This window comes from Candidatus Palauibacter australiensis (genome assembly GCA_026705295.1).
GTDB lineage: Bacteria > Gemmatimonadota > Gemmatimonadetes > Palauibacterales > Palauibacteraceae > Palauibacter > Palauibacter australiensis.
In genome coordinates, this window is sequence record JAPPBA010000093.1 from 1 (window position 1) to 7,151 (window position 7,151).

A 7,151-nucleotide genomic window follows, 5' to 3' on the forward strand; every position below is an offset into this window, starting at 1 on the left:
GCGAGATGTCGTCGATGCCGGGGACCGCGGCGATCATGCGCACGAGGTCCGGCAGGTCCTTGCGGACGAGGGGTTCGCCGCCCGTGATCCGGACGCGCTCCAGCCCGAGCGCGGCCATCTGGCGCACGATCTCGGAGATCTCCTCGTACGCGAGCATTTCGGGCTTGGGGATCCAGGCGAGCCCCTCCTCCGGCATGCAGTACGTGCAGCGCAGGTTGCATCGATCCGTGACCGAGATCCGGAGATACCGGATGCTGCGGCCGAATTGATCTTTCATGAGCGGTGAGTGGCGAGGGCTCCGCGCAGCCGTCGGGCAGCGCGGAGCCCCGCGCCGCGGAGACGGCTAGCCGATCGCCGTGATGTCCTCCTGCATCATCATGTTGTCGTCATCGTCGCCACAGTCTCCGGCAAACGAGACCGTCGCGATCATGGCAACGACCAGCAGGTTGCGGACCATCTTAAACATGGCGTCCTCCTCGATTTGGGCGCCCGCGCCCGGAGCCGGCTGCCCCGGGATCCGTCGGATCGCCCCTGACCGGACCTTCCTACTCGAACGGCGCGCCGCCGGCCGAAGTCCCCGCTTCCAGCGCCGGGGCTCCCACCCAGTGCGACTCTCCGTCCTCGTAGTGTTCGTGCTTCCAGACCGGCAGTCTGACCTTGATCGTTTCGATAATCCACCGCGAAGCCCGGTAGCCGGCGTCGCGGTGGGCCGACGTCACCGCGATCGCCACGCTGACCTCTCCCAGCCCGAGGTCGCCCACGCGGTGCGCCGCGGCGATCGAGCCCACATCGAACCGCTCCAGCGCCTCGCGGCAGATGGCCGACAGCTCCCGTTCCGCCATCTCTCCGTACGCCTCGTAGGTGAGGCGGGACACCGTCCGGCCGCGGTTCGTGCGACGGACGCGCCCCTGAAAAAGGAGCAGCGCGCCGTCCGCCACGGACCCGATCTCCCGTACAATATCCTCGAATTGCGCGAAATCGTCCAGACTGTCGCGGGTGATCCACGTCCGGACACAGTTCCGGACACCGTCGTCTGCCCCCTTCGACATCGACTCAACCCCCCGCAACAGGGGGGATGAGCGCGACCTCATCCCCATCAAACAGGACCGTTCCGGCCTCCGCGTACCCCTGGTTGACGGCGACGACGACCCTCTCGGGGAGCCAGTCGAGCCCCCCCGGCCCGCGCAGGGTTTCGACGAGATCCGCCACGGTGCTGTCGGTCGGGAGTTCCGCCGACCCCTCCCTGCGCGCGGCGAGTTCGCCGTACACGCCGAAGAAGAGCGTGCGCACCGAGATCCGGTCCGTCATGGGCGCGCGTTCGATGGGCGCGCGGTCGCCAGCGCGAGGTAGGCGAGGAGCCGCGGCACGATGCCCTCTTCGCGCAGCGTCGTCACCCGGATGCGCGTGCCATCGGGCCCCGCGGGATCCGGGAAGGCGGCGACCGAGAGGTTGCCCCGGAAGGTGCAGAACGCGATGTGCGTGTCGCTCTCGGTGTCGACCCAGGCGTCCACCATCCGGTCGTCCCCGAGGAAGAAATCTCGCGTGGCGGCCAGCACCTCCGCCGGCGCCAGCGCGCTTGTGGTCTCTGTCGTCATGGACTCTCCCCGCGTACCATCCTGCAGCCGAAGATAGGGACGCCGCAGCCCTCTCTCAAACCGACCCACCCCTTCTACAAGAGCGCCCGACCGTGCCCGCTACGCAGTTTTCTCCGAACGTCGCCCGGCTCGAGGCATCGGCCACGCTGGTGCTGGCCGCCCGCGCCCGGAAGCTGAAGGCGGCGGGAATCCCGGTCGTGGACCTCTCGGCCGGCGAGCCGCAGTACCCCGCCCCGCCGTTCGCGGCGCGCGCCGGCATTCGGGCCGTCGAGGAGGGGAAGACGGGGTATCCGCCCACCTCCGGGCTGCCCGAACTGCGCGAGGCGATCGCGCGCTACCTGAGCGAGACGACGGCGGCCGAGGCGGTGGATGCGGACTCGGTGATCGTGAGCGCGGGCGTGAAGCAGTCGCTGTTCAACTGCTGCTACGCGCTCTTCGGCGCCGGCGAGGAGGTGCTGGTGCCCTCCCCCTTCTGGCCGAGCTACACGACGATCGTCCGGCTCGCGGGGGCGGAGCCGGTCATCGTGGAGACGACGTGGGAAGGCGGGTTCGTGCCGGCGGTCGAGGATCTCGAGGCGGCCCGCACGGCCCGGACCCGGGGGCTCATGCTCAACAGCCCGGGAAACCCGACCGGCGCCGTCATCCCGCCCGGCCTGCTGCGCGACATCCTGGCGTGGGCGGAGCGGCACGGGATCTGGGTGCTCTCCGACGAGATCTACCGGCGGCTCGCCTACGGGGCCCCGTCGCCGTCCGTGTTCGACGTCGCGGAGCGCGGGGAGAGGACGATCCTGCTCGACGGCGTCTCGAAGGCGTTCTGCATGCCGGGGTTCCGGATCGGGTATGCCGTGGGGCCGCGCGAGGTGGTCCGGAAGATGGCGGACCTGCAGGGACAGACGACCTCGGGGGCCGTCGGCCCCTCGCAGCACGCCGCCGCGGCCGCGCTCGGCGAGAGCGCTCCGCGCGAAGCGTTCGTCGCGGATCTCCTGGCCAGGCTCTCCGGACTCAGGGAACTGGGGCTGTCGAGATTCGCGGAGATGGGCGGGATCGAGGCGTTTGCGCCGGACGGCGCGCTGTATTTCTACGCGCGGCTCACGGCCGGCGACGGTGCGTCGCTCGATGTCGCCGAGCGGCTGCTCGCCGATGCGAAGGTCGCGTGCATGCCCGGCGAGCCGTTCGGCTCTCCGGGCCACCTGCGCTTCAACTTCGCGGTGGAGCGGGACGTCCTGGAGGAAGGACTCGAGCGGATCGCCGGCTTCTTCGGCTGACCCGCCCGCCGCACCTCACACGCTGCTAGTCCCCGAGGCTCGACGCCACTTCGTCGCGCAGCAGACGCGAGGGCTTGAAGACGGGCACCTTCCTCGGCGGCACGCGGACGGGATCTCCCGTGCGCGGATTGCGCGCCATGCGGGTCCGGCGCTCGCGAACCTTGAACGTGCCGAAGCCGCGAATCTCGATGTGGTTGCCTTGTACGACGGCTCCCTTGACGGCGTTGAGAAATGCGTTGACCACCGCGGCGCAGTCCCGCTTCGTCACGCCGGGGCCGATGGCCTCGTGGACCTGTTCGATGAGATCCGCCTTCGTCATCTCCCTCTCCTCCGAGCGTTGTGCAACCGTTCAAGAATGGTGTTCCGCTCCGGGATGGGAGCGGCTTATCTCAGTTCAAAGAGGAGTCTCGGGGCGCTTGGGCGCAGGGGCGCCAGCGACCCGATCCACGTTCGCGCATCGCCGAGGCTCAGTCCGCCGATCAGGTCGAACAGATTCAAGGTCGGTTCGCGCGGCCGCACGACGGTCGGATCCGCTCCCAGCCCCGCCATCCGGCCCGCGAGTTCGATGGTCTCGGGCAGGGTCATGAGGCCGTCAACGAGTCCGAGTTCGTTCGCCTGCCGGCCCGTGAACACCCGGCCGTCCGCCAGCCGGCGCACGGTCTCCCGGTCCAGGTCCCGGTTGTCGGACACGACCTCGACGAACTGCTCGTGTACGTCGCTCACGAGTTCCTCGAGGATCTCGCGGTCCTCGGGAGAGAGGGCGCGCCCGTAGCCGCCCAGATCCTTGTGCTCCGCGCTCGCCACGACTTCCCAGTCGACGCCGACCTTGCGGAACAACTCCTCTGCGTTGGGAAATTCCATGATGACGCCGATGGACCCGGTCATCGTGCCGGGCAGCGCGAACACGCTGTCGGCCCCGACCGCGGCGTAGTATCCGCCGGAGGCGCCCACATCGCCCATCCAGGCGAGGACGGGCCGGTCGTCGTCGTCCCGCAGGGCGCGAATGGCTTCGAAGATGCTCTGCGAAGCCCCGACGGTTCCTCCCGGGGACTCGATCTCGATCACGAAGGCGCGCACGCCGGGGTCCTCTCGAAAGCCGTCGAGCGTCTTCGTGAAGGCGGCTTCGTCCGTGATCACGCCGCGCAGCGGAACGACCGCGACGCGCCCCCCGGCGAGAAACGACGTATTCCCCACCGTCCACCAGATGGAGAGGATCGCGCCCACGCCGAAGATCCCGAGCAGCGCCAGGAGGGCGATCACCGTGTTTCGCTTGTCGTAGGTCACGTCGCGCCGCGGTCCGTGAGTGTGGGTCGGTGGGCGGAGGCCCGACGCAACCTAGACAACATATGGTCAACGTTCAACGGATCGCGCACCGATCGTTCGCGGATCGCGCACGGATCGCGCACGGTCAACTCGGGACGGAGCTTCCGGCACTTCGCATCGTCTCGACGAAGCGGTTGAACAGATACCGGCTGTCGTGGGGTCCCGGAGCCGATTCGGGGTGGTACTGGACCGCGAACACCGGCCGCTCGCGGTGGACCAACCCTTCCACCGTGCCGTCGTTCAGATTTCGGTGCGTGATCTCGAGATCGTCTCCGCCCTCGATCCGTCCATCTTTTTCGAGCACCGAGAAGCCGTGGTTCTGCGAGGTGATCTCGACGGCGCCCGTGGCGTGGTTGAGCACGGGGTGATTCCCGCCCCGGTGCCCGTACGGCAGCTTGTAGTTCGTGCCCCCGAAGGCCCGCGCGATGAGCTGGTGTCCGAGGCAGATGCCGAACAGCGGGACCCCGGCGTCGCTCAGCGTGCGGATGCGCTCGACGGCGCCCGGCACGGCCTCCGGATCGCCGGGTCCGTTGGAGACGAAGACGCCGTCCGGGCGGGCGGCCAGCAGTTCCTCGGCGTCCGTGTCGCAGGGGACGACGCGCACGCGGTATCCCTCCCGGCGGAAGAGGTCGAGGCTTCGCGTCTTCACGCCGTAGTCGAGGCAGAGGACGAGGCCGCGCTCGGCGGCGCCATCGAGGGGAGCGAGTTCGTACGGTTCGGGCGTCGAGACGGCGGTGGCGAGGTCGCGCCCGGACATCTCCGGCTCGGCGGCCAGGCGCTCGGCGGCCCGCTCCGGCGACACCCCGTCGTGCGCGATGACGGCCCGCATCGCGCCCGCATCGCGGATATGGCGCGTCAGGGCCCGCGTGTCCGCGCCCACCAGCGTCGGAATCCCGTGCGACGCGAGGTACTCGGGCAGCGTGGAATCGGCCGGCCCGGACCCGATCTCATGCGACAGGTGCCTCACGACGAAGCCCGCGACCCACGGCCGCCGCGACTGAACGTCGGGATCGCGGATGCCGTACACCCCCTGCATGGGCGCGGTCATGACGACGATCTGCGCGGCGAAGGAGGGATCCGTGAGCACCTCGTGATATCCCGTCATTACCGTCGTGAAGACGGCTTCGCCGGCGGTCTCGGTCTCGGGGCCCGCGTAGGCGCCGTCGAAGCGGCGGCCGTCTTCGAGCAGGAGGTATCCGGGGCGTGCTTGCGTCTCGCTCAAGTGGCGCGTCCAATGTGGCGGTTGAAGGTGCGGGGACCCGGGCATCGGCTCGCGGCCCGCGTGCCGGGCGAACCCAAGCCGCGGGAGGCGCGTTGACCACCGACTCCGGACCCGGGCGGGAGAGCGGGACCGACGCTCCGCTCGTTCATATCTTCGCCGACGAGTCCTGCCTCGGCAACCAGTTCGAGAATCGCCGGAATCCGGGGGCGGCCGCCGGTCTCATCGAACGGTTCGACGAGCGCGGGGGCTGGTATCGGCGGGACTACGCCCACTTCGATCCGGACACGACGAACAACCGCATGGCGATCGTCTCCGGCATCGTCGGGCTCGGCGCCCTGCGGCGGGCGTGCCGCGTCGTCTTCACGAGCGACAGCCAGTATCTCGTCCGCGGGATGAAGGAGTGGGTACACGGCTGGGCCCGCCGAGGCTGGCGGCGCAAGGGCGGACCGATCGAGAACCTCGACCTGTGGCGGGAACTCGTGCGGGTCGCCGCGCGGCACCGCGTGGAGTGGCGTTGGACCCGGGGACACGCCGACGACGTGAAGAACGCCTACGCGGACCACCTGGCGGTGACGGCGGCGCGGAAGCGGCGCGGCACCGACGGACTCGTCCCGTCCGGGTTCGAGAGCTGGCTCGCGGAGGCGCAGGAGAAGGAGCGGTACATCGAGTTTCTGGACCTGCCGAGCGAAGCGTTCGCCGAGGACCCCCGCCCGCCTGACTAGCCGGGGTTCCCGCTCCCCGAGTCGGGGTTCCCTTCCCCGCCTTCCGTTCCATCCCCTTCCGCGGCGCCCTCCTCGGACCCCGGTGCGGCGGCGTCATCGGAGGGGGCTGCGCCTTCACCGAGATCGGGCGTCACCTCCAGGAGCGAAGCCGGCGCTTCGGGGAGGCTCTGCTGGCCGGGAAGTCCCTGGCGCAGGATCGATTCCGGCGCCGCGTCCGGACGGGAGGAGAGCACGGTCAGCACGAGCGCGAGGAAGAGGAAACTCCCCCCGCCGTACCAGCTCGCCTTCGTCAGCGCGTTGGCCGCCTGGCGTCCTCCCATGAAGGAGTCCGTGGAGGACGAGGCCCCGCCGAAGGAGGCGGCGAGCCCCCCGCCCTTCGCGGACTGGAGGAGGATCATCACGCACAGCACGAGCGCGATCAGCGATATCAATACGATCAGAAACGGGAACATCTTCTACCCTGGCTTGATTCGTTCCTTCGTTGGAAGGCCCTAACCTTGCTGCCCTTCCAAGCTTGAATCCTGTGTCCAGAACCTAGCACAATCCCGACGATCCCGCCCACCTGCCCGGTCGCCTCACGCTGCCAGCGGCCTGGTGTCGTACTGCGCCCAGAGGACCCAGAGCGCCCAGTCGAGGTCCAGGGGGTCGCCCATCCAGAGGCTGGTCGCCGTCCAGGGGTCGATCCCCTCCTGCCGGTGCCAGTTCCGGAGCCCCGCGTCGGCGGTTGAGGGCGCCTTGACGTCCTCATGCACCGGAGGCACCGCCGGCACCACGCGCCCCTTCGGATCGCGGAAGCGCGCCGCGCCCGCCTTCCCCATCTCGACCCGCCAGCCGCCCTCGTGCACGGCCCGGTGATGGAAGCGGCACAGGAGGATCAGGTTGTCGAGCTTCGTCTCGCCCCCCTCGGACCAGGGGATGGCGTGGTGTGCCTGCGTGTCGCGCGAGCCGCAGCCCGGGAAGCGGCAGCCGCCGTCCCTGACGTCGAGCGCCTTGCGCAGCCGCCACCCCACCGTCCGCTGGCGGC

The 7,151-nt window shown here is 69.7% G+C and carries 12 protein-coding genes; 2 read left to right on the top strand and 10 right to left on the bottom strand.

Annotated features, from left to right (window positions below):
- The 5 genes from OXN85_07090 to OXN85_07110 form a co-directional block, all read right to left on the bottom strand.
- On the bottom strand, window positions 1–277 hold a 277-nt coding region (locus OXN85_07090), incomplete at its 3' end, for a radical SAM protein (GenBank protein ID MCY3599719.1).
- 66 nt (window positions 278–343) lie between these two features.
- Window positions 344–466, bottom strand: coding sequence for a hypothetical protein (locus tag OXN85_07095; GenBank protein MCY3599720.1), 123 nt, complete (start codon window positions 464–466; stop codon window positions 344–346).
- Between the two features lie 79 nt (window positions 467–545).
- Window positions 546–1,049: a molybdenum cofactor biosynthesis protein MoaE gene (locus tag OXN85_07100; GenBank protein ID MCY3599721.1), complete on the bottom strand. Its 504-nt coding sequence runs from the start codon at window positions 1,047–1,049 to the stop codon at window positions 546–548.
- Between the two features lie 4 nt (window positions 1,050–1,053).
- Entirely contained in the window at window positions 1,054–1,308 is a 255-nt protein-coding gene (locus OXN85_07105) for a MoaD/ThiS family protein (GenBank protein ID MCY3599722.1), read from the bottom strand.
- Window positions 1,305–1,595, bottom strand: a complete 291-nt coding sequence (locus tag OXN85_07110) for a hypothetical protein (protein ID MCY3599723.1) — start codon at window positions 1,593–1,595, stop codon at window positions 1,305–1,307. Before OXN85_07110 ends, OXN85_07105 begins: the two co-directional genes overlap by 4 nt.
- Window positions 1,596–1,687: 92 nt before the next feature.
- Between OXN85_07110 and OXN85_07115 the strand changes: the two genes are divergently transcribed.
- On the top strand, window positions 1,688–2,860 hold the full coding sequence (locus tag OXN85_07115; protein ID MCY3599724.1) for an aminotransferase class I/II-fold pyridoxal phosphate-dependent enzyme: 1,173 nt from the start codon (window positions 1,688–1,690) through the stop codon (window positions 2,858–2,860).
- Between the two features lie 25 nt (window positions 2,861–2,885).
- On the opposite strand, the gene OXN85_07120 is transcribed toward OXN85_07115, so the two are convergent.
- The 3 genes from OXN85_07120 to carA form a co-directional block, all read right to left on the bottom strand.
- Entirely contained in the window at window positions 2,886–3,179 is a 294-nt protein-coding gene (locus OXN85_07120; GenBank protein MCY3599725.1) for an integration host factor subunit beta, read from the bottom strand.
- A gap of 65 nt (window positions 3,180–3,244) precedes the next feature.
- The gene (sppA, locus tag OXN85_07125; GenBank protein ID MCY3599726.1) at window positions 3,245–4,144 is read right to left on the bottom strand and encodes a signal peptide peptidase SppA; all 900 of its coding nucleotides are present in this window, start codon (window positions 4,142–4,144) and stop codon (window positions 3,245–3,247) included.
- A gap of 124 nt (window positions 4,145–4,268) precedes the next feature.
- Window positions 4,269–5,405, bottom strand: a complete 1,137-nt coding sequence (gene carA, locus OXN85_07130) for a glutamine-hydrolyzing carbamoyl-phosphate synthase small subunit (GenBank protein MCY3599727.1) — start codon at window positions 5,403–5,405, stop codon at window positions 4,269–4,271.
- A 92-nt stretch (window positions 5,406–5,497) separates the two neighbouring features.
- Between carA and OXN85_07135 the strand changes: the two genes are divergently transcribed.
- Window positions 5,498–6,127 (top strand): ribonuclease HI, encoded by a 630-nt coding sequence (locus OXN85_07135; protein ID MCY3599728.1) that lies wholly within the window; start codon window positions 5,498–5,500, stop codon window positions 6,125–6,127.
- Here OXN85_07135 and secG read toward each other — a convergent pair.
- Together secG and OXN85_07145 are read right to left on the bottom strand one after the other, a co-directional pair.
- Window positions 6,124–6,579: a preprotein translocase subunit SecG gene (gene secG / locus OXN85_07140; GenBank protein ID MCY3599729.1), complete on the bottom strand. Its 456-nt coding sequence runs from the start codon at window positions 6,577–6,579 to the stop codon at window positions 6,124–6,126. The genes OXN85_07135 and secG overlap by 4 nt on opposite strands.
- Before the next feature lie 123 nt (window positions 6,580–6,702).
- The coding region (locus OXN85_07145; GenBank protein MCY3599730.1) for an HNH endonuclease signature motif containing protein at window positions 6,703–7,151 on the bottom strand (449 nt) is incomplete at its 5' end.